Consider the following 20,550-nt stretch of genomic DNA (forward strand, 5'->3'; position numbering starts at 1 on the left):
CTCGCGCTCCGCATGAATCCTCGCCAGACGCGCGTCGATTGCATGTAGAGCGCGGGCCTGTGGCAAGGCTTGCCGCTCGGCCTCGGTCAGCGATGACCACCGATGATGGTGGAAGAGATCGCCTTCCATGTCGTCCCGACGGCGCCAGAGGCGGTGCTGCTCCGCCTCATTGGCGAGCCAACGCGTACAAAGGCGGGTCGCGTCGTCGGCGGCGGCTGAGGTCACCAGCGCCGACGTCAGGGCCAACCCCGCGGGTACGGCGAGTACGGCGCGTCGAGAGAGGCATCCGCCTGGTGCAGATTGCAGATCACGCATGTAGAGTTCCCGTGCAGTGACTCGCCCGACGGGTCGGTATCGAGCGACAGTTAGTACGTGGTGATTGAAAGTTATCACCACGTACTAACTCCGTCAAGCTAAGCGGACCTTTTCAGTAGATGCCGGCCATTTCGCCCTTGCAGCTCAAGCTGGCCCGAACTGCGCTGGGTCTTGGCGTTCGCGATCTCGCGAAGGCTGCGGGCGTGTCTCCCGCCACGGTCATGCGGTTCGAATCCAGAAAGGGCGGCGTCCAGAGCGGGACCCTGGATCGGCTCCAAACGACGCTGGAAGACGGCGGTATCATCTTCATCGCGGCCGATGCGGCCGGCGGGCCTGGGGTCCGACTCAAGCCCTAGGCCGCAACATCTTCGATTTCGGCTTCGTCAGCCCGCCCGCGCAGCATTCGGAAACGGAGCGGCTCGCCGGGGTGTGAACTTACATCAGCGTTGTGAAACCCGCTCTCATTGCCACGATGGCGTTGCCGACGTCACCGGCGGCGACGGCGGAACCGGGATGAAGGGTCGAGGCCCAATCGCACTTGCGGGCTCATCTTTCGTGAGAGTGGAGTGACGGCCAAGAATCTGCTAGGATTGAACAACATTGGGTGACGCCAGCCCTGATGTGTAGCCCGCACTGGGCATATGCATGTTAGGAACACGGCAGATGAATACCAATGAATCCCCAGAAACTGGTTCTGATCATTGCCTGTCGGCAGGCGAGAGTAATCGATTGCTCCGGACACTGGAGGATGCGAATTCCCTCGGAGTTCCTGACCATTGCGTCGAACCTGAGTTCCGTCTGAGGGCGTCGGAGCTGGCTGAGCACCTGCACCATGAGCGGGAATATGGCAGCAAGCGCCAAGCCGTCCGCTTGTTGGTAGAGCTGGGCCACTGTCTCCGCGCGGAGTTGAACTGGTGGGATGGCGGCAGGGGGCATGAGGTCGCTGCCGCGATTTACCAACGAGTGATTTTCGAGGCGGGGCCGCCGCTAGGCCTACGATGGTAGCAAACCAGGGTTTGGCGGGGAGCTCCCATTGTCGCCGACACGGGAGCCAAGCCTGCACTGTTGGCCGCCTAAACCCTACCAAAGGGCAAGAAGCGTTTGAGGGCGTGCTTGCTAAGGGCGCGCCGCCGAAGAGGCCTACTCGCACCTAAACGTCACGTCCGCGCTGCCTGACGCAATCGTGGCTTGGGTCGAATTGTTGATGATGACGGCCTTCTTGCCGTCGGCGGCACACTTGGCGTCAGCGGCCTTGTACGCGCCACCTTTTGCCGACGCAGCGCCGCCGAAGCTGGTAATGGCGGTATTTGTGACCGTATAGGTGTTCGGGCCTATCTGGGCGATGCCGCTAGACGTACAGCCGCCCAAGATGAGCACCATGGCGCCCAACACAGACGCTCCAAGATAGCGCATGGACATTCCCCCGGCCCTCATCGCGGCTTGTAGTACCTGTCAGAGCGCACTGGTACTACCGGCTCAGACCGTTCACCTCGCGTCCTACGCGGTGGTAGGCGACGGTTCAAATCAGCTTGTGTGAACTCGGAGGAGCAAGAACGGCGTGTCAGAAGGCTTTGTCTACATTCTCACCAACGCCGCCATGCCCGGATACATCAAAGTCGGGCTTACGCGGCAGGACGACGTGGCGTCGCGCGTGAAGCAGTTGGACAACACGTCGCTGCCCCTGCCTTTCGAGTGCTATTTCGCTGCACGGGTGCCTGACTGTGCGAGGCTTGAGCGGACATTGCACTTCGTGTTCGGAGAGAAGCGGGCACGCGGCAACCGGGAATTCTTTACCGCCGATCCTGATGTCGTGAAGGCGATCATTGAGTTGGTCGCACTCGAAAACGTGTCTCCCTCGGACAGCGAGCAAGCCATCACGCCGGTTCAGCGTTCGGCGATCAATGACACCCGCGCCCGCGCCGAGCGGCGCAATTTCCCCGCTCTGGGCATCACAACGGGCGCGACGCTCACTTTCACGAAGGACCCGACTATCACGTGCACGGTGTCCGGTGACCGATCTGTGCGATTTGAGGGTGCAGATATGTCGGTGTCAGGAGCGGCCATGATCGTCATCCGCCGCATGGGCTATAATTGGCCGTCAGTTCCGGGCTTCGACTATTGGGAGTTCGACGGCGTGAAACTATCCAACATCGCGATGCCTGAGCCCGACAGCACCACCGTCTAGACGCCGCTATCGCGGATCGCCGCATGACGAATCGTGGACAGCCCGGCCCTTACCACTCTGATGTCCTAGCCCGCGTGTTTTTGGTGTTGATCGAAAAGGCCGAAGCGCCACGGCCTCACGAAGGTGCCGAACGACCCGGCCTAGCGCTGGGACGGTCTCAAGGCTTGGCCTTAGGGATAGGCCGTGCGTCAGGATGGATCAAATAACCCCAAAAACTCTCGGTCGGCATAGTAGCGGAGCTTCTGCGCCACAATCGGACGTAGGCCGGCAAGAAACAGCAACTCAAGGTCCGGCCCGAGGTTGCGCACCTCGTCGGGCGTCAGGAGCGGCCGCCCGGTGTGGTGGCCAGAATAGCTCAGACCGGACTTCTCGCTGTCCAAGGCGCGACTGGCCGTCTGGAACACTACGGTCTCGGAACCCAGTAGGTCGGAGACCATCTTCGCGCTGTCGTAGTCGTTGACGCCAAACACCTGGAGCACGCCCGCGTTCGAGAGGAACGTGCCCGCACGTTCCCCATAGGTGGCGCGCAGTTGGTGAACGTCTTGGAGGATCGGCCAGAGTTGGAGGCCGTAGCCAGCCATGAGGCCCATCGCCCGCTCGATCGGCGCCAGGTATCCGAGGGCGGCGAATTCATCCAGCAGGTAGAGGACTGAACCCTGTCCGTTGCGCGCGGTGCGCATGGCGTCCTGCAAGCTCTGACTGACCATCAGGCGCAGCCACCGAGCATAGGCCCCGATCCGATCCGGTGGCAGCACCAGAAACACCGTCGCGACACGCTGCCTTAGATCAGAGAAAGCGAAGTCGGACCTGTCCAGCACCGCCGCCATCCGCGGACTGTCGAGGAAGTGCGTATGGCGTTGCGCCGACGACAACACGCCCGTGGCCTCCCGGTCGGACTTGCCGAGATGCCGGTTCGCCGCGCGCGCGGCCAAGCCCCCGGCCGCGCGACTGGCCTGCATCCGCGCCAACAACGCGCTGAAGGCATCGGGCGCCAGCGTCAGATAGTCCCGCAGGGTGACGAGCGTGCGGCGCTCAAGCGGCTCTTCCCCGACGATGTAGAGGAGAACGCCGGTGATCAACGCCTTGGCCTCTTCGTTCCAATGCGCCTCACCCGCTTCGCCTGGCGCGTCGTAGACCAGAGCGTCGGCCAGGACGGCGGCGTCCTCGGCCACGTCGAGGCTATCCGGGTCCAGCCTGTCGAGCGGATTGAAAGCGGATGTCGGGACCGACGTGGCGCCGAAGGGATCGAGTACGTGGACAGGTCCAAAGCGATTGCGCGCCTGGCCCGTGACGGCGGCGTTCTCACCCTTCGGGTCGATGCAGATCACCGAGCGGTTTGCGGTCAGCAGGTTCGGAATGACGGTGCCGACGCCCTTGCCGGTGCGGGTCGGCGCCATGGTCAGAAGGTGGGCCGGCCCGTCGTAGTAGAGCGGCCTTTTCGTTTGGATAGTCCGGCCGATCAGAAGGCCGGCCTTCATCTCCGTGAGCGGCGCCATTTCGCGGTCTGTCGCGAACCGCGCCGTCCCATGGGTATCCGCCGCCTGCACGCCGAAATGAGTGACCAGAGGATGCGTGATCATTCGGAAAATCAGGACGATCAACACGAGCGAGACGGCGGCGTTGCCGGCCATCTGGAGCGGTCCCTTGGGCAGAACGTGTTGCACGATCAGCGACAGCACGACGGCGACAATCGTTACGAATAGAAGCCCGAAGAACCATGCGCGCCAGTATCGGAACGGACTGGCGATGACAGCGACAATGGCCCAGACGGGGTCGCGTAGGGCCGCCCGCAGCATCGCCTTGAACGCCGCCCACACCGCTTGGATCTCGTTCACGAGACTAGCGGGGTTCAGCAGAGGGCGGCGTGGCCGCCGTCTCGCCCAGGAGGTCGGCGAAGAGCGCCGCGTCATCTTCGCGGGTGATGAAGCCGGGCAACTCGCGCCTCAGCCAGTCCGGCAATTGCTCTTTGGAGAACGCGTCCTTGCCCTTCTCCAGCCGGTGCAGAAGGAAGGCGCCAAGCAATACCTTGCGTCGCGTATCCTTGGCCCGTTCTTGCTTGCTGAGTTTGGTCTGTAGCGATTTTCGCTGGGCTTCCAGTTGGGCCAGCCGCTCGGCGATTGAACGCTTCGCCATCGTCTCCTCCGATGCGCGCGCCCCTTGGATGGAAAGATAGCGCCACACAGAAGCAACGTCACCTTTTTCGAGCAAACGCGCCGATGTTCGAAGTGACGTTTCCGGGAACTGAAAGCATCCGCATGCTCTCGTGACGCCGGTGAGCCGATTCTCGGCACAGACAGGCGTCGCGTGCTGAGTTTCGGTTCGACTTCACTGCCACGCTTGCTCAAAAGCGGGCTACACCGAGCGTTCCGAGCGAAGTGAGGATTAGCGAAGGGCGCACTTACGAGTTGCTGCGCAACTCACTGCTTGTTAGTGTCGGATCGACGGACCGATGGCCGTATGGGGCTTGCGCACCCTTGGCCCGCCAGGATCGCCGCCACGCGTGGCGCTACCTGAGTGTGCGTCATGGCGATCTATCACCTGGCGATGAAGCCGATCAGCCGCAGCGGTGGGCGCAGCGCCGTCGCCGCCGCCGCCTATCGCGCCTCGCAAAAGCTCACCAATGAACGCGACGGCCTGACCCACGACTTCACACGTCGGCGGGGCGTCGAGCACACCGAGATCGTCTTGCCCGAAGGCGTGGATGCCGAGTGGGCACAGGACCGCTCGACTTTGTGGAATGCGGCCGAGGCGGCGGAGAAGCGCAGGGACGCGCGAGTGGCGCGGGAGATCGAGGTCGCGCTGCCGCATGAGCTGACCGCCGAGCAGCGGTTGGAGCTGACCCGCGAGTTCGCTCACGACCTCGCCGACCGCTACGGGGTGGCGGTGGATTTCGCGATCCACAGTCCGCACGGCGACACCGACGTGCGCAACCACCACGCCCACATCATGCTGACCACCCGCAAGGTCGAGCGCGACGGCCTTGGCGAGAAGTCCGATCTGGAGCTGGAGAACAAGCGGCTGACCGCTTTGGGCCGGCCGACCTCGCACGATCAGCTCCGAGATATCCGCCTGGATTGGGAAGATCGAGCGAACCGTCATCTGGCCCTCGCCGGCCACGACCTCCGCATCGACCATCGCTCACATCGCGACAGCGGGCTGGAGATCGAGCCGACCCAGCACATGGGCGTGCACGCCACGCAGATGGACCGTCGCGGCAAGTCCGTGGTCCGCGCCCGCCAGGACGAGGAACAGGCGCAGCGAAACGCGAAACTCATCCGCGAAAAGCCGGAGCAGGCGCTGGCCCTCGTCACCAACGAAAAGAGCGTGTTCGACCGCACCGATGTGGCCAAGGTGCTGCACCGCTATATCGACCATCCGGACGACTTCCAGGCCGCGTTCCTCAAGGCGATGGCGTCGCCCGCGCTGGTCGAACTGCGACCCGAACAAAGGGATGAATTCGGCCGCACCCTGGAACCCGCCCGTTACTCCACCAAGGAGATGATCGAGGTCGAACGCCATATGGCAGACAGCACCGACCGGATGGGCGAGAGCCGCACGTTTGGTGTGAGCCGTCACAACATCGAGCAGGCCATCGCTGATCGCCCGTTCTTGGCCGAGGAGCAGCGCCAGGCGGTCCGGCACATCACCGGACCCGAACGGATCGAGGCCGTGGTCGGCATGGCTGGGGCCGGCAAGAGCACAATGCTCGGCGCCGCGCGCCAAGCGTGGGAGGCCGAAGGCTATCGGGTCGTGGGCGCGGCGCTGGCCGGCAAGGCGGCCGAAGGATTGGAAGAATCGTCGGGTATCCGCAGCCGCACCCTGGCGAGCTGGGAACGCAGTTGGGAGCGTGGCCGGGATGCGCTCGACGCGCGTAGCGTGCTCGTGATCGACGAGGCCGGGATGGTCGGAAGCCGCCAGCTATCGCGCGTCTTGGCACAGGCTGATCGCGCCGCCGCGAAAGTCGTGATGGTCGGCGACCCCGAGCAACTCCAGCCCATCGGTCCAGGCGCAGCCTTCCGCGCCGTTGCGGAACGCGCGGGTTTCGTGGAGTTGGGCGAAATCCGCCGGCAACGCGAGGGCTGGCAGCGGCAGGCGTCGGTGGACTTCGCCCAGCACCGCACGCACGAGGGCCTGACGGCCTATGCCGAACGCGGCGCAGTCCGGTTCGAGGACGATGTTGCTGACGCCCGCAAGGCGATTGTGGGCGACGTGATCGCGGACATGGATGTGCGGCCGGACGGCTCGCGTCTGGTGTTGGCGCACCGGCGCGTGGACGTAGCGGAATTGAACGATGCGATCCGCAGCGTGCGCCAGGATCGAGGCGAACTCCGGAACGAGCAAGTCTACCAGACGACGGAAGGTGAGCGGTCTTTTGCGGCCGGCGACCGGCTGCTGTTCCGAGAGAACAACCGCGACCTCGGCGTGAAGAATGGGATGTTGGGCACGGTGGAGCGGACCGAGGCCGGCCGATTGGAGGTTCGCCTCGACAACGCCAAGGGTCCTGGCCAAGGCCGCCAGGTATCGGTTTCGATGGCCGACTATGCGGCCGTCGATCACGGCTATGCCACCACCATCCACAAGGCCCAGGGTGCGACGGTGGACCGGACCTATGTGCTGGCGTCCGGCACGATGGACCGGCACCTGACCTACGTCGGCATGAGCCGCCACAGAGACGCGGTGACGCTCTATGCCGGCCGGGAGGAATTCAAAGACGTAGGCGCCTTGTCCGCACGCCTCTCGCGGGCTGGTCTCAAGGAAACCACGTTGGACTACGCAACGCGGCGCGGCATCGAGCAGCCGATTGTTGTGCCCGAGGGCATCCGGCGCACGGCGCGGGACCGCACCGCCGCCCCGGAGGCCGAGCCGATGCGCAAGCGCGGTATGTTCGATGGGCTGACCTTGAACAACCCCGCGAAGCTTTCGCAGATCGGCCGCGCCGAAGGATTTGCACCTGGGCCGGCGCGCACCGCCCCGTTGCCGGGGCAATCGCTTGAACCGGCCGCCGAGCGCTACGCGCGGGCCTTGGATGATGCTGAACGCATGCGCGCCCAGAAGCTGCCTGTGCTCGAATATCAGAAGCGTGAATTGCACGAGGCCGGGACGGCGCTGGACCAGACGCGGCCGGGCGCCACGCGCGACCTGCACAACGCCCTGCGTCACGAGCCGGCGACCTGGCGCGCGATGCGGGATCTTCGCGGCACGGAGCGCGGCGCCGAGTTAGCCGGTGCGATCCGGCATGAGGAGCGCGTGCGGCGCGATCCTGCATTGAAGGCCGACCGCCTGGTGAAGGAATGGAAGCGGCTGGAAGCACAGCACGAGCGGCTTGACGGTTGGCGGCACGGCGAGGCGCGAAGAGGCCTGGAGGGCCGCATGAAGGCAATGGCGGGCGCGCTGAAGCGCGACCCGCAGCTTGAGTCGCTGGTGCGCGCCCGTGCGCCGGCCTTGGGCATCGGGCCGGGCTCGACGCTCGCCCGGGTCATGGCGGCGCCGACAGTGCAGCAAGCGGCGATGCAGATCGGGCGAGACCGTGATCGGGGCATGTCGTTGTAGTTGGCGTGGAGGTGAGGATGGCGCATGACCATGCGGGTGATCCCGCTCAGGCGTTCGAGGATTTGCGGGCGGAGGTCTCGGTGCTGCGGCGCGCAATCGAAGCCTTGCCCGCGTCGATCCGCGAGACCCGGCCGCCCGACTACAGTCAGGACCTAGCTGTCATCGGCAACGGGCTGGACGAGATCGGCGAGAGGCTTGAAGCCGTCCTCAAATCCCCCGCGCTGAGCCGCACTCCGGAACAGCAGGGCCAGGCCATCGCCAACGCCGGCGCCAACCTGATCCGCGAAGCAGCGCAGAAGCTCGACCGCGCCGCTCAAGAGGCCGAACGCGAGCGGGCGCGTTTGGCGGCTATCGTTGGCCAAGCCCAGGCTCAGGATCGGCACTTCCGCACGATCTGCTGGACCGGCGGCATAGCCTTGGCCGTTGGGCTCTTGTTGTCGCCACCTGCCGCGAGTCTCTTCCCCTTTGGATTGAACACCCGCGTTGCCGCCTTGGTGCTGCGCCAGGATCGTTGGAGCGCGGGTGCCACCTTGATGAACGCGGCCAATCCCGAGCGATGGGCGCAGCTAACGGCCGACGCCAATCTCATCGAAGGAAATCGCGAGGCCATCACGGCTTGCCGAGCAGCGCTCGCGCAGAGCGGCAAGATTCAACATTGCTCGGTAGCGATGGCGCCGGCGAATGCGCCGAGCCAGACGGCCGCGAGGCGCTAGTTCCGGGTGATCCGACCTAGCGGGTCGCCGGTTTGCGGTACGCTTTCTCGGCCGAGATTTCGGACCCGGACTTGTAATGTACTCATTGGCGAGAGGCGGACGTTCCGAACTTCCGCCAACGGTGGGGAGCGGACGTGGCCCGGCATCCGCGAAACGGACCTCCAGAGCTGCCGCGGCCTGCTGTATGCTGTGGTGAAGCTACGCGAAGACTTTTGGCCGAAGAAGACCGGGAAACAAGATGGCTGACCCCACAACCGCTTGGACTGCTGGTGGGATCATCGGACTGGTAGCGGGCTCTTCTGTGATCGCCTCAGTCGTGACGCTCAGCGCGACATGGGTCCGCGACCTGCTGGGATGGAACGCGAGGCGAAAGTTCGCCGCCCTCTACCTCGCCATCGCCCTCGAACAATATGCACGGACGACCGCGACGTTGCTCGGGGAGTCGGAGACGCACGACGACTCGAACGGCGCCGCCGGAACTGCGCACTCGAACTTCGCGGCACTGCCGGAATACCCGGGCGTGGATTGGGAAGCGTTCGGCATCAAACGTGCCGAAGCCGCCATGGGTCTCCGGACCGAGGTGGATAGCCAGCGCAGTTGGATCAGCGGGTATTGGGAGTTCGCCGAGGAAGAAGAGGTGGTGCCGGAGATGCAGGAGAGGGCCGCCAAGCTCGGGTTGAAGGCGTTTGAGATGGCAGAGGGCTTCAGGAAGGATTTCGGGCTGACCCCGTTGGACCAGTCCGACGAATGGTCCACCAAGAAAGACCTGGCTCGGAAGCATGAGAAGTTCGTGGCGCGGCGGCTCAAATATGAGGAGCGCCAGCGCGCGGCCAATGCGGAGATGTTCGATGCCTTGCAACAGCCAGCGCCTGACCTTCCGGCCGCCTGAATACACATCCTTCGCCGACTACATGGCACGCACGATCAACACCGAAAGGATGCGTCGTTGCTACCAAGCGTCGAAGCGCGCCAACCGCGTGCATCGGTCCCTGACACCCACCTTGATCTCCCCAAGGCTCACCGGGCCGGGCATGTGGGGGCTGATCGAAGCCGCCAAGGGGCGATGCATGTATTGCCGGTCGCTGGCGGTCGAACAGAAGCCGGTAATCGAGGGGCGGAGAAATCTTTGGGCTGAGGTAGGTCGCCGGATCGGTAGCTTAGAGCACGTCGATCCCTACCTTCGCGACGCTCAGAACGATCTATCGAACCTCGGGTGGGCCTGCCTATGGTGCAACGTCTGGCCAGATCAGCGTGTGCCACTCGCCGCCGATCATGGCGGCTTCTATCCGGATGAACCTGACATCGAGGCGTGAGCGACATTCTGAAAGCTCAAGCCACCGTGAACCCGAACTTCTGAAAGTCCGCGAAGGTTCGAAACCGGTAGTCAGCGTTGTGCCGCGAAAGCGGACTCGATCAACGACGGCATTGGGGGGAGAGCCGCCCTTCACCTGCACGCAGAAACCAGACAGTCTGCCTTAAATGCAATCAACCTCCGCTTTGGCTGACGCCGCCCGCTTCGCCCGACTCGGCCTGATGATCGCCCTGGCTCTCGCCAGCGGGGCAGTCGCGCAGTCCCCAGACAGGCAGAACCAGATGCAAGACCTCGCTGTGTTCCGGCGCGAGGTTTTTGAACCCTCCCGCGCTTATTCGCCTTCCGCCCGGATCAAGGCAGAGCAACGGCTCGTCAAGCTGGAATCGAGGGCCGGACACGTGTCCGAGGCGGCGCTTACGGTGGAGATCTGCCGGATCACCGCGCTGGCGGATAATTTGCACTCCAGCTGCTTCTTCGGCCGCAAAGCCGGCGCTCCGCTTGGGTTCACCGTCCTGGGCGACCGCTTCTTTGTCACGCTTGCCGATCCCTCCAACGCCGATCTGCTCGGCGGTGAGTTGATCGCCATCGATGGTCACGGGTTGCCCGCGCTGAGGACGGTGGGCCGGTCACTCACCGGCGGACCGGCGGCTCACCGAGACCTAACGTTCTCCACCCTGCTGAACCGGCTGGACCTGCTGAACGCGCTGGGCGTGGCCAACACGCCTCAGTCCGCGCGCTACCGTATTCGCCTCCCCAGCGGCCAGATCGTTGAACGGTCTCTGGCTGTAAAGGTGCGCGAGCCCGACTGGTCGAGTCTGCCCGCTGCCGACCGGACCCCGTGGGCTCTCCAAGACCGCGCCACGATTTACCGCTGGCGCGATGCACCCGAGCTTGATGCGGTGGTCGTTCAGCTGAGAGGCAATGTCGATAGGCCCGAGCGAAAGCTTCATGATTTTCTCACAGAGGCCGAAGCGAACAGAAAGCGTCTGGGCCGGACAAACGTCGTGCTCGACATGCGTTGGGACACCGGCGGCAACTTCCTCCTCAATCGCGATTTCATGCGCGCCTGGCCGTCCGCTTTGCCCACCCCTGGGCGCTTTTTCGTACTCACGGGCCCCGCGACCGTTTCGGCGGGCATAGCAAGCGTCGCCTACTTGAAAGTGGCTGGGGGAGATCGGGTCGTAATCGTGGGCGAGCCGGTGGGAGACCGGCTGATGTTCTTCTCCGAGGGTGATTTCAAGGAACTGCACGAGGCAGGCGTCATGCTGCTGCCGTCCACCGAACGATACGATTTCCGCTCCGGTTGTCGGTCTTATAGCGACTGCTTTACGTCCATCGCTCAACCCGGTGGCCCCACGGCAACCCCTCTCGCCGAAGCTGCCGAGTACGACAGGACCTACGGTCGGGTGCCGTTGGAAATCGCCAACCTTGACCCGGACGTGGCCGCGCCTTGGACGATCCGCGATTATCTAGAGGGCCAGGACCCTGGGATGAAGGCCATTGCCGACCTGTTGCGGCGGGCAAAGTAGCCGGGTCGACGAAGCTCTCTGTAAACAGACAGAACTGATGACAGCTACGGGTCGAGTTGCGACCTTGCCTTCACATCCGAGAGCGGACCCAGACTATGAGTTCACGATCTAGCCACGACTCTCCTTCGGTACTTGGGAGATCATCACGGCTTCGCACGGTGAGCGTTTTGCGCCAGGCCCGCCGTCGGTCAACCCAGCTCGCTTCCTCCGCCTTCGGCTCCGTGCAGCTCCGCTCCCTTCGGGCGCGCTGACGCGCGGGGTGTGACCGCCGGCTCGATGGCCTGACGCCTTGGCTCCCCATGAAGCCGCGGGATGGTCCCGCGGCGGATTACGGAGAACCACCATGGCCAGCACCAAGACCCAATCGCCAGCCGCCCAAACTCCGGCCGCTGCCGAAACGCCGCGTCGGCCGACCCACCGGCTCTACCGCGTCAATGGCGAAGGCACCGCCGCGATCTGGACACCCATCGGGGCGGCATGGCCGAACAAGGACGGCAAGGGCTTCAACCTGAACTGCGATGCGGTTCCGCTCACCGGTCGCATCGTCCTGCGGCTCATCGAGCCGAGGTCCGAGACTGGCGCCCCCGCTTGAGACGGCTCCGCTTGGCGGCAGGTTTCGGCCTGCCGCCGCAACCGGCTGGCCTCAGCCGGTTGTCGGAATCCCTAGGAACTGCCAAGGTTGGCCTCTTCCGGCCAGCCCGTGCAGATTTTTCTGCACAGTTCCTACACAGGCGATAGGAAGGTATTTTTATCCAATGAAATCAGTTGGATACCAATGCTCTGTCCTCTCGCCGGGATGAGCGGTGTTGAGGGCAGGTCCTAGCGGGAGGCTTTCTTCTTCGATTTGAGCTGATTGAACTCGACGGCGGCGCGGACCAGCGCCTGCAGGGCCGGCGCATCGACCTTGTCGCCCTCGAAAAAGTCGATCGCCCGCCGCTGATTGCCTTCCAACCCCGCGTTGAACAGCTTGGCGGGATCCGGCAGCCGCGCCCCATAGTCGAAGGTGAGCTTCACCTTGCCCTTATGCGCATTGGCGACCGCGAGGATGCCGTCTCGCGACCAGACGGGGCTGCCCATCCACTTCCATTCCTCGACGATCTCCGGATCGGCTTCGAGGATGGTCTTGCGGACGCGGGCGAAGGTTTCGCCGCGCCAGTCCGTGATGCCCGCGATCAGCTGATCGATCTGTTCCGATGCGTCCATAGGGTCTTTAAGCCTCAAAGTCTGATCCCACGCCACGGCTACAATAGCCCTGCCGCGGCGGCGCTATGAAACGTGACACCGAAAACGATCCGGCCTTCCGCCTCAAGCCGCGCCTTGCTATGTTCAGCACGGCCTTCGGGAGGCCGACTGTCCGCGTAAAGGGCTCAGCCCGCTCGACGTCTCGATCTCTTTCATCCCTGACTTCCTGCCCGTGGTGCGGACACCGGGCTTCATCGGAAGGAAGGTCTATGATGCAAAATCCCGGAACCGGGACGGTCGCCGCGCGTGCTTTGCCGGCGAAACCCAACCTCGAACACCTGAAGAATGAAGCCAAGCAGCGGCTCGACCGGCTGCGCGCCGCCACGCCAGCCGCCAAGCTGGCCGAGGCTCAGCACCAGATCGCTCGCGAATACGGCTTCGCCCACTGGCGCGAGCTGAAGGCTGACGTCGAACGCCGTGCGGGTGGGCCCGTCTCCGGCCCGGCCCACGTGGCGATCGGCGACTGGATCGCGACCTTCCCCACCGGCGGCAGCCGCTTCGCCCTGCATATACGCAGCAACGAGGACGGCGGCCTGACCGCGGCCATGGACACTCCGGACTACGGCTTCTTCGGCTTGGCCGCCGACGATGTCCTGGTCGAAGCTGAACGACTGTCCTTCACCCTCCTGGCGCCCATGGTCATCGGTTACACCCAGGGCTTCTACGAAGCCCGCTATGACGCCGAGCGGGACAGCTGGATCGGCGAGTGGCTGGCCCACGGCATGACCACCGCCCTCGACTTCGTCCGCGGCGCCTTTCCGCCGGCGCCGCGCTTCGAGGGGCTGGACGGCTTCTGGGACGGCCGGCTGGAGACCAAGGAGGGCCTGATCCGGCTGATCTTCCGCCTCAAGTCCAACGTCCACGGCACCTACGCCTGGCTCGACAGCCCAGACCGCAACCAGCTGGGCCGTCCCGCGGTCTCGGTGAACCGCGAGGGCCGCCAGGTGACCATCACCATGCACACCGTCTCGGTGACCGGCGAACTCAGCGAAGACGGCCAATGGATCGAGGGCCGCTTCATCAAGGGCGAGACCTCGCTCCCCCTGACCCTGATCCACCGTCCGCCCGGCGCGGCGGCGCCCCTGCCGCAACGGGCGCCGGCGATCGACCTGCCGCCGGAGGCGCTCGCCGCGTTCGCCGGCCGCTATCAGGGCGAGGGCGGCGGCCCGGTGATGACCGTCAGCGTCGGGGATGGCCGTCTGAAGGCCCGGTTCCTCGGCGGAAGCCCGCGCGGCGAGGACGGCGTCCCGCGCGCCCAGATCCCCAGTGGCCCCGAACTGGACTTGCTGCCCGCCTCGCCGACCAAGTTCTTCCATAAGGACCTGGACGCCTCCATCGAGTTCGACCTCGACGGCCAGGGCCGCGCCACCGGCTTCGTCATGCGCCAACTCGGCAGCGAAACCCGGGCGAAGCGGATCGACTAGCTTGCGGCGGAGCGGAGGCCTTCGGGTCTCCGCTCTTCGGCCGCTACTTCGCGAACAGGTACTCACAGCTCCGGTCCGCCGGATCGTGCGCCATGACGCGGTCATAGAGCCCGACGTTCTCGGCCACGGCGCGGTCCACGTCCTCCGGCAGCAGGAAGCCCGCCTTCACCTGCGCCGCGGCGGCGGCCTTCACCTTGGCCACATAGGCGTCTCGCGTCGGATAGCGCGCCGCCAGGCTGGGGCGTGGGTCCTTCGCCGCCTTCCGCTCCGCCTCAGTGCGGGCGAAGTGGACGAAGCTGCCGTCGAAGCGGGCGGTCGCCCAGGCAAAGCCGGTCTCCGGCGCGCGCAGGTTCCAGCCGGCGTGGGTGCCCAGCGGGACCTCCATCTCGACCATCCGAACTCCGCCGCGGTCGTTACCGTCGGCGTCCGGCGCCGGCACGCGGCTGACGTAGTCGGGGCCCTTGGCCGGCGGGATGTGATCGGCGATCCCCTCGCTCTCGAACCGCGATCCGAAGTCCAACCGCTGTTCGTGCAGGTTGTCGGTCGGCGGCGTCAGGCCGATCCCCTTCGGGAAGGCCGCGTCATAGGCCGCGACGCTCAGCAGGCCGCCGTTCGCCACCTGCGGATAGGCGCTGGGTGGCGGCTCGGCGCCGCCGGCGGTCCACCTGTCCAGCGCCAGGATCAGCGCCCGCATCGGCAGGTAATGGTCGGTGGTCGACACGCAGCTCAGGTACGGCGCGCGCACATGGCTGCGGCCCACATAGTGCTGCGAGCCCATGAAGGCGTAGAGTCGTACGCCCGGCGCCGGCGCCACGTCCTTCACTCCGTCCGGCGTCGTGCCGATCAGCGAGGCGTCGCGGTTCCAGAACTCCGCGGAGGTGTTGGCGAACATCACCTTCGGCGTCTGGCCCTTGGCGTCAGCGGCGTGGTCCAGCAGCGAGGCCGTCTTGCCCGTCACCGGGTCTTTCGACGGCGCGGTCGTGAACGGGAAGGCGTCCGATGGATGATCGTGCTCCTGCAGCATCGAGGGATGCCGCGTCGGCTGCACGAAGCGGCTGTTGAACCCGCCGCCGCCTCCGCCGCCCGGCACCTCCAGATAGGCGCCCTGGAACGCCAACCGCCCCGTCTCGTCCACGTCGAGGCCGTCGTGCAGCATGCGCCCGATCAGCCGCCCCGACTGGCTGATGCCGAAGATCAGCTCCTGCTTCGGCGCCGGCGCGCCCTCGAACGGATGGTCGCGGAACCAGGCCAGCAGGTCGCGGATGCCCGCCAGCCCCGCCGCCGTCACCTTGGGATCTTTCGTGATGTAGGTCAGTTCGTAGATCACGCCGGGCTTGAAGCCACCGTCCAGCCGCACGCGGCCCGGACCGCCCGGCTGCGCCGGCGCCACGAACCGCCAGGACGTCCGCGCCAGCGGGACCCGCGGATCGCCCGGCCGCGCCCGCGCCGTCAGCACCGCCTTCGGATCGTCCGGCGTCGCCGGCTCATAGGTCAGGCCCGCCATGCCGGCGTAGACCGCGACCTCGGCCGGCGCATCGACCGTGAACTCGTTCTCCACCGGCCCGGTGATCGCCTGCCCGCCCGGCCCCTTGGCGACCGGCGGGGAGAACACCAGCGGCTTGGCGCCCGGCGGCGGCGGCGCCACGTCCCAGGTCCAGGCCGAGAACAGCAGCGAAAAGCCGTGGCGCATCAGGAAGCCGTCGCCGGCGTCCGCCGCCGTGGTCGGGTCGTTGAGCGCCGGACTGCGCCCGTTCACCTGGCCCAGGATGCCGATATTGCCGCGGTTGTTGACGTCATAGAGCAGGGTCGAGCCCTCGGCCTTCACCGGTCTGAGCATCACGAAGGGGCTGTCGAACACCACCATCCCGCGCGCATCGCGCGGCGCCAGCTTCAGGTCTACGATGCGCGCGTTGGCCGACGCATTGGGATCCAGCGCGAAATGCGCGACCCCGCGGATCTTCTCGTAGGCCCCCGCCGCACCGAAGCTCATGCCGCCGGCGAACGGCGTCCGCTCGGTGACCTCTACCCGTTCGATGGCCGCGCGGGCCGGCGCGCCGGTCGCCGCCAGCGCCGCCGCGGCCACGATCATTTTCCAGACAGCTCGCCGCATTCGCTCGAATTCCCCAAATCGGCCCGCCGCATGTGACCCGTTCGCCGCCAGCCGCGCAATGGCCTCGGCGATCCGCAAACACCACCGGGCCGCCTGGCCCAGTCCCGACTGACTGCGGTCAGGTCGGTCGGGAACCTGAGTAGAAAGGGCCCGGTCGCCAGGCGGCCAGGTTGCAGCTTCGTGGCCGGTCCGCGATCATTCGGGCGCAATTCCAGGCTAAGGATCGATTCATGTTCAAACGCCTCGCCCCGATCCTCGTCGTTCTCATGGCCGCCGGCGTGGCCCACGCCCAGATCGGCGGCGGCGGTGGCGGCGGCCATCGCGGAGGCGGCGGTGGCGGCGGCGGAAAGGGCGGCGGCTCCGGCGGCTCGAAGCCGGCCTCGTCAAACGCCCCGCCGGCCAAGGCCGCGACCCCGGTCAACCAGCTTCAGTTTGTGGGCGTGGTGAAGGCCATCGACGTGCCGACCGGGCGGATCACCATCGCCTACGAGCCGGTCGAGGCCATCAACTGGCCCGCCGGGACCCAGCCCTTCCCGGTCGCCAAGACCGCCATGCTCACCGCCGCCACGATCGGCCAGAAGGTCCGCTTCAACCTCGACAGCGGCCAGATCTCGGCGCTCGCGCCCTTCGAGCCGCCGCCGTAGCGGAACCCCTCGCGCCGGCGACCGTTCGCTGCACAGCACCGAGGGCGTCGTGGCCACGCAACCCTGGCTCATGCCCCGCGCCAGCCGAAAGCGCCTGACCATGGATTTGCAGACTTCCCCCAAGGCGAAGGCCCCCGCGTCCGCCGCGACCATCGACCGTGTCGCCATCGACACCATCCGCACCCTGGCCATCGACGCCGTCGAAAAGGCCCAGTCCGGCCATGCCGGGGCGCCCATGGGCCTCGCGCCCGTCGGCTACGAGCTGTGGACCCGGGTCCTGCGATACGACCCCCAGACGCCCGACTGGCCGGACCGCGACCGCTTCGTGCTCTCCAACGGCCACGCCTCGATGCTGCTCTACGCCCTGCTGCACCTCGCCGGGGTTGATGCCAATGGACGTCCCGCCGTGAGCCTCGACGACATCAAGGCCTTCCGCGAGCTGGACAGCCTCTGCCCCGGCCACCCGGAACGCGGCCACACCGTGGGCGTCGAAACCACCACCGGGCCGCTGGGCCAGGGGATCGGCAACAGCGTCGGCATGGCCATTGCCGGCCTCTGGATGGCCGCGCGGTTCAATCGCCCGGGCCACAGCCTGTTCGGCCATCGCGTCTATGCCATCTGCAGCGACGGCGACCTGATGGAGGGGATTTCCGGCGAGGCCGCCTCCCTGGCCGGCCACCTGAAGCTCTCCAACCTCTGCTGGATCTACGACGACAACAGCATCAGCATTGAGGGGGGAACCGACCTGACCTTCAGCGAGGACGTCGCCAAACGCTTCGAGGGCTACGGCTGGGCCACCGCCCACGTCGCCGACGCCAACGATCGGGAGGCCCTGGAGCGCGCGCTGGCCGCCGCCCAGGCCGAGACCAAGCGGCCGACGCTGATCCTGGTGCGCAGCGTCATCGGCTACGGCGCCCCGCACGTGGCCGGCACGGCCAAGGCCCACAGCGATCCCTTGGGCCCAGAGGAGGTCAAGGCGGCGAAAAGGGCCTACGGCTGGCCGGAGGACGCCCAGTTCCTGGTCCCCGATGGGGTGCGGGAACGCTTCGACGAAACGATCGGCGCGCGGGGCGCGAAGCTCAGCGCCGACTGGGCGCGGGCCCGCGAAGCCCACCGCCAAGCCTTCCCCGAACTCGCCGCCGAGCTCGACGCCCTCCTGGCCGGCGAGGCGCCCACTGGCTGGGACCAGGACCTGCCGGTCTTCCCCGCCGACGCGAAAGGCATCGCCACCCGCGAGGCCTCCGGCAAGACGCTCAACGCGCTCGCCGCACGCCTGCCCTGGCTGATCGGCGGCTCGGCGGACCTGTCGCCCTCCACCAAGACACACCTGGACTTCGACGATGCCGGGACCTTCTCGGCAGACGATCACGCCGGCCGGAACCTGCACTTCGGGGTGCGCGAGCACGTCATGGGCGCCATCGCCAACGGCATGGCGGTCAGCGGCCTTCGCCCCTACACCGGCACCTTCCTGATCTTCAGCGACTACATGCGCCCGCCGACCCGGCTGGCCGCCCTGATGAAGGCGCCCTCGATCTTCGTCTTCAGCCATGACTCCATCGGCCTCGGCCAGGACGGCCCGACCCACCAGCCGATCGAACAGCTGGCGGCGCTGCGGGCCATCCCCGGCCTGATCACCCTGCGGCCCGGCGACGCCAACGAGACCGCCGAGGCCTGGCGCATCATCCTCGCCCAGACCGCCCAGCCTGCCTGCCTGGTCCTCTCGCGCCAGGCCATGCCGACCCTGGATCGGACGGCCTATGCATCCGCCGGCGGCGTGGCCAAAGGCGCCTACGTCCTGGCCGACAGCCCCGGCGGCGCGCCACAGGTGATCCTGATGGCCTCCGGCGCCGAGGTCGGCCTTTGCGTCGCCGCCGCCGAGATGCTGCAGGCCGAGGGGGTTCGCGTGCGCCTGGTTTCCATGCCAAGCTTCGACCTCTTCGAGGCCCAGCCGAGCGCCTACCGCCGCGAGGTGCTGCCGCCGCAGATCACCGCCCGTGTCGCCGTCGAGGCCGCTTCGCCGCTCGGCTGGGACCGCTACGCCGGCCTCACCGGCGAGATTCTGGCCATGCACGGCTTCGGCGCCTCGGCGCCCGGCGGCGAGCTGATGAAGCGCTTCGGCTTCACGCCCGGCCGGGTCGCCGCCGCCGCCCACCGCCAGCTCAAGTCCGCCTGAGAAAGGTCCCATCCATGACCGACAATCCGCTGAAGACCCTGACCGCCGCCGGCCAGGCCATCTGGCTCGACTACCTGCACCAGGACATCCTGAAAACCGGGGAGCTGCAGCGCCTGATCGCCGACGACGGCCTCACCGGCCTCACCTCCAACCCTTCGATCTTCGAGAAGGCCATCGGCGACGGCGCGTCCTACGACGCGCGCATCGCCAAGCTCGCCAGCGGCGGCAAGACGCAGACCAAGGACCTCTACGAGGCCATCGCCATCGCCGACATCCAGGGCGCCTGCGACCAGTTCCGCCCCACCTGGGACCGGCTCAAAGGCCGCGACGGATACGCCAGCCTGGAGGTCTCCCCCGACCTCGCCAACGACACCCAGGGCACGGTGGAAGAGGCCCGGCGCCTCTGGGCCGCCGTCGACCGGCCAAACCTGATGATCAAGGTGCCGGGCACGAAGGCGGGGACGCCGGCGATCCGCCAGCTCATCGGCGAAGGCATCAACGTCAACGTCACCCTGCTCTTCGCCCTGCAGGCCTATCTCGACGTGGCGGAGGCTCACACCGCCGGGCTGGAAGACTTCAAGGCGGCCGGCGGCAACGTCGCCAAGGTCCATGGCGTGGCCAGCTTCTTCGTCAGCCGCATCGACACCGCCATCGACAAGAAGATCGACGAGAAACTGAAGACCGCCGACGACGCCACGGCGGCGCGCCTGAAGGCCGTCCGCGGCCGGGTGGCCATCGCCAACGCCAAGGTTGCCTACCAGCGCTACCTGCAGACGCTCGCCACGCCCCGCTGGAAGACCCTTGCCGTCGCCGGCGCCGCGCCCCAGCGCCTGCTCTGGGCCTCGACCGGGACCAAGGACCCGGCCTACTCCGACGTCCTCTACATCGAGACCCTGATCGGCCCGGACACCGTCAACACCATGCCGCCCAAGACGCTCGACGCCTTCCGCGACCACGGCAAGGTGGCGCCGACCCTGACCCAGGACCCCGCCGCCGCCGAAGCCACGTTGAAAGAAGCCGACGCCCTGGGCCTCGATCTCGACGGCGTCACCGCCGCCCTGGTCGACGACGGCGTGCGCCTGTTCGCCAAGGCCTTCGACGACCTGCTGAAGGCGGTGGACGACAAGCGCCGCCGTCTCGGCGACAAGACAGCGGCTTAGGTTGAAAACCCAACTCTTCGAATCCCCCAAATCCGTCGTCCCGGCCGCAGCGCAGCGGAGAGCCGGGACCCAGGGGGTTCTGCGGCGCGGTCGCTCCTGGGTCCCGGCTCGGCCTTTCAGGCCGTCCGGGATGACTGGAGTCTTAAGCTGCTGATTTTTCTAAATGATAATTGAGCTCAACCAGGAGATCGGA

At 66.5% G+C, this 20,550-nt stretch carries 17 protein-coding genes and 2 pseudogenes; 13 read left to right on the forward strand and 6 right to left on the reverse strand.

What is annotated here, in order from left to right; genetic code table 11:
• A pseudogene (locus VHS75_RS09075) lies at positions 1 to 315 on the reverse strand (hypothetical protein); the annotation flags it as partial.
• Between the two features lie 119 nt (positions 316 to 434).
• On the opposite strand from VHS75_RS09075, the gene VHS75_RS09080 reads away from it, so the two are divergent.
• Positions 435 to 671 (forward strand): helix-turn-helix transcriptional regulator, encoded by a 237-nt coding sequence (locus tag VHS75_RS09080; RefSeq protein ID WP_329638290.1) that lies wholly within the window; start codon positions 435 to 437, stop codon positions 669 to 671.
• Between the two features lie 784 nt (positions 672 to 1,455).
• Here VHS75_RS09080 and VHS75_RS09085 read toward each other — a convergent pair.
• Positions 1,456 to 1,734, reverse strand: coding sequence for a hypothetical protein (locus VHS75_RS09085; protein WP_329638291.1), 279 nt, complete (start codon positions 1,732 to 1,734; stop codon positions 1,456 to 1,458).
• 139 nt (positions 1,735 to 1,873) lie between these two features.
• On the opposite strand from VHS75_RS09085, the gene VHS75_RS09090 reads away from it, so the two are divergent.
• Positions 1,874 to 2,500, forward strand: coding sequence for a GIY-YIG nuclease family protein (locus tag VHS75_RS09090; protein WP_329638292.1), 627 nt, complete (start codon positions 1,874 to 1,876; stop codon positions 2,498 to 2,500).
• Between the two features lie 188 nt (positions 2,501 to 2,688).
• Here VHS75_RS09090 and VHS75_RS09095 read toward each other — a convergent pair whose 3' ends face one another.
• Both VHS75_RS09095 and VHS75_RS09100 read right to left on the reverse strand, forming a co-directional pair.
• Entirely contained in the window at positions 2,689 to 4,335 is a 1,647-nt protein-coding gene (locus VHS75_RS09095; protein WP_329638293.1) for a type IV secretory system conjugative DNA transfer family protein, read from the reverse strand.
• A gap of 4 nt (positions 4,336 to 4,339) precedes the next feature.
• The gene (locus VHS75_RS09100; RefSeq protein ID WP_329638294.1) at positions 4,340 to 4,633 is read right to left on the reverse strand and encodes a mobilization protein; all 294 of its coding nucleotides are present in this window, start codon (positions 4,631 to 4,633) and stop codon (positions 4,340 to 4,342) included.
• A 390-nt stretch (positions 4,634 to 5,023) separates the two neighbouring features.
• On the opposite strand from VHS75_RS09100, the gene traA reads away from it, so the two are divergent.
• From traA to VHS75_RS09130, 6 genes are all read left to right on the forward strand, one after another.
• A complete protein-coding gene (gene traA, locus VHS75_RS09105; RefSeq protein ID WP_329638295.1) occupies positions 5,024 to 8,050 on the forward strand; it encodes a Ti-type conjugative transfer relaxase TraA in 3,027 nt (1,008 codons plus the stop codon).
• Between the two features lie 11 nt (positions 8,051 to 8,061).
• Positions 8,062 to 8,763, forward strand: coding sequence for a DUF6118 family protein (locus tag VHS75_RS09110; protein ID WP_329638296.1), 702 nt, complete (start codon positions 8,062 to 8,064; stop codon positions 8,761 to 8,763).
• Between the two features lie 238 nt (positions 8,764 to 9,001).
• Entirely contained in the window at positions 9,002 to 9,652 is a 651-nt protein-coding gene (locus tag VHS75_RS09115) for a hypothetical protein (protein ID WP_329638297.1), read from the forward strand.
• Complete coding sequence (locus tag VHS75_RS09120) at positions 9,612 to 10,076, forward strand: hypothetical protein (protein ID WP_329638298.1); 465 nt, start codon at positions 9,612 to 9,614, stop codon at positions 10,074 to 10,076. The genes VHS75_RS09115 and VHS75_RS09120 overlap by 41 nt, the downstream gene beginning before the upstream one ends.
• Before the next feature lie 184 nt (positions 10,077 to 10,260).
• Complete coding sequence (locus VHS75_RS09125; RefSeq protein WP_329638299.1) at positions 10,261 to 11,604, forward strand: hypothetical protein; 1,344 nt, start codon at positions 10,261 to 10,263, stop codon at positions 11,602 to 11,604.
• Positions 11,605 to 11,947: 343 nt separating this feature from the next.
• Positions 11,948 to 12,196 carry a hypothetical protein gene (locus VHS75_RS09130; protein ID WP_329638300.1) on the forward strand — a complete coding sequence of 83 codons (249 nt, stop codon included), beginning with the start codon at positions 11,948 to 11,950 and terminating at the stop codon, positions 12,194 to 12,196.
• A gap of 227 nt (positions 12,197 to 12,423) precedes the next feature.
• Here the strand turns inward: VHS75_RS09130 and VHS75_RS09135 are convergent, their stop codons facing one another.
• Positions 12,424 to 12,807: a DUF1801 domain-containing protein gene (locus VHS75_RS09135; RefSeq protein ID WP_329638301.1), complete on the reverse strand. Its 384-nt coding sequence runs from the start codon at positions 12,805 to 12,807 to the stop codon at positions 12,424 to 12,426.
• 251 nt (positions 12,808 to 13,058) lie between these two features.
• Here VHS75_RS09135 and VHS75_RS09140 point away from each other — a divergent pair, with 251 nt between their 5' ends.
• Complete coding sequence (locus tag VHS75_RS09140; protein ID WP_329638302.1) at positions 13,059 to 14,270, forward strand: DUF3471 domain-containing protein; 1,212 nt, start codon at positions 13,059 to 13,061, stop codon at positions 14,268 to 14,270.
• Positions 14,271 to 14,313: 43 nt separating this feature from the next.
• Here the strand turns inward: VHS75_RS09140 and VHS75_RS09145 are convergent, their stop codons facing one another.
• Positions 14,314 to 16,380, reverse strand: coding sequence for an alpha/beta hydrolase domain-containing protein (locus VHS75_RS09145; RefSeq protein ID WP_329638303.1), 2,067 nt, complete (start codon positions 16,378 to 16,380; stop codon positions 14,314 to 14,316).
• 230 nt (positions 16,381 to 16,610) lie between these two features.
• Here VHS75_RS09145 and VHS75_RS09150 point away from each other — a divergent pair, with 230 nt between their 5' ends.
• The 4 genes and pseudogenes from VHS75_RS09150 to VHS75_RS09165 form a co-directional block, all read left to right on the forward strand.
• Positions 16,611 to 17,024: a copper-binding protein gene (locus VHS75_RS09150; protein WP_329638304.1), complete on the forward strand. Its 414-nt coding sequence runs from the start codon at positions 16,611 to 16,613 to the stop codon at positions 17,022 to 17,024.
• A gap of 100 nt (positions 17,025 to 17,124) precedes the next feature.
• The gene (tkt, locus tag VHS75_RS09155) at positions 17,125 to 19,197 is read left to right on the forward strand and encodes a transketolase (protein WP_329638305.1); all 2,073 of its coding nucleotides are present in this window, start codon (positions 17,125 to 17,127) and stop codon (positions 19,195 to 19,197) included.
• A 14-nt stretch (positions 19,198 to 19,211) separates the two neighbouring features.
• A complete protein-coding gene (gene tal / locus VHS75_RS09160; RefSeq protein WP_329638306.1) occupies positions 19,212 to 20,357 on the forward strand; it encodes a transaldolase in 1,146 nt (381 codons plus the stop codon).
• Between the two features lie 39 nt (positions 20,358 to 20,396).
• Positions 20,397 to 20,531 (forward strand): annotated as a pseudogene (locus VHS75_RS09165) (hypothetical protein); the annotation flags it as partial.
• Positions 20,532 to 20,550 lie beyond the last annotated feature (19 nt).

The sequence above is a fragment of the Phenylobacterium sp. genome (assembly GCF_036264965.1).
In the GTDB taxonomy this organism is placed as follows: Bacteria; Pseudomonadota; Alphaproteobacteria; order Caulobacterales; family Caulobacteraceae; genus Phenylobacterium.

Coding starts and splice junctions, on each gene's coding strand:
- VHS75_RS09080 (WP_329638290.1), top strand. CDS start 435: ATGCCGGCCATTTCGCCCTTGCAGCTCAAGCTGGCCCGAACTGCGCTG.
- VHS75_RS09085 (WP_329638291.1), bottom strand. CDS start 1,734: ATGTCCATGCGCTATCTTGGAGCGTCTGTGTTGGGCGCCATGGTGCTC.
- VHS75_RS09100 (WP_329638294.1), bottom strand. CDS start 4,633: ATGGCGAAGCGTTCAATCGCCGAGCGGCTGGCCCAACTGGAAGCCCAG.
- traA (WP_329638295.1), top strand. CDS start 5,024: ATGGCGATCTATCACCTGGCGATGAAGCCGATCAGCCGCAGCGGTGGG.
- VHS75_RS09115 (WP_329638297.1), top strand. CDS start 9,002: ATGGCTGACCCCACAACCGCTTGGACTGCTGGTGGGATCATCGGACTG.
- VHS75_RS09120 (WP_329638298.1), top strand. CDS start 9,612: ATGCCTTGCAACAGCCAGCGCCTGACCTTCCGGCCGCCTGAATACACA.
- VHS75_RS09130 (WP_329638300.1), top strand. CDS start 11,948: ATGGCCAGCACCAAGACCCAATCGCCAGCCGCCCAAACTCCGGCCGCT.
- VHS75_RS09135 (WP_329638301.1), bottom strand. CDS start 12,807: ATGGACGCATCGGAACAGATCGATCAGCTGATCGCGGGCATCACGGAC.
- VHS75_RS09140 (WP_329638302.1), top strand. CDS start 13,059: ATGCAAAATCCCGGAACCGGGACGGTCGCCGCGCGTGCTTTGCCGGCG.
- VHS75_RS09145 (WP_329638303.1), bottom strand. CDS start 16,380: ATGCGGCGAGCTGTCTGGAAAATGATCGTGGCCGCGGCGGCGCTGGCG.
- VHS75_RS09150 (WP_329638304.1), top strand. CDS start 16,611: ATGTTCAAACGCCTCGCCCCGATCCTCGTCGTTCTCATGGCCGCCGGC.
- tkt (WP_329638305.1), top strand. CDS start 17,125: ATGGATTTGCAGACTTCCCCCAAGGCGAAGGCCCCCGCGTCCGCCGCG.
- tal (WP_329638306.1), top strand. CDS start 19,212: ATGACCGACAATCCGCTGAAGACCCTGACCGCCGCCGGCCAGGCCATC.